This window comes from Roseibium denhamense (assembly GCF_009711415.1).
In the GTDB taxonomy this organism is placed as follows: Bacteria; Pseudomonadota; Alphaproteobacteria; order Rhizobiales; family Stappiaceae; genus Roseibium; species Roseibium denhamense.
Genome location: NZ_SMLZ01000020.1, coordinates 1 through 339, shown reverse-complemented (window position 1 = coordinate 339; position 339 = coordinate 1). Strand labels below are relative to the sequence as shown.

Below are 339 nucleotides of genomic sequence, written 5' to 3'. Positions count from 1 at the left end.
GTTTGAATGATAGCGCCACCGCCATGAGCAGCCATATAGCCGCCAGCATGTTTTGCCACGCAGAACATGGCATCTATGTTCACCGACATTATCTCCCGCCAAACATCCATTTGAAATTGCTCAACGGGCTTAAAGAACTGTCTTAATTCCTTTGGTTTACAGGCCGCGTTGTTGTGCAGGATGTCTAACCTACCAAATCGTGCAACTATCTTGGCTACAAGATCTGCAATATGCTCTTCTTCACGCAGATCGATAGCCGCGGCCATTGACTCTCCATTGAGGCCACTAGCAACTTCTTCTACGGATTGGATCTCTTGATCCACGACGACTACATGCGCG

At 48.4% G+C, this 339-nt stretch carries 1 protein-coding gene; it reads right to left on the bottom strand.

Translation table 11 applies throughout. The features are described 5' to 3' along the window. On the bottom strand, positions 1–323 hold a 323-nt coding region (locus tag E1180_RS00050; protein ID WP_341873528.1), incomplete at its 3' end, for an SDR family oxidoreductase. Positions 324–339: the final 16 nt, after the last annotated feature.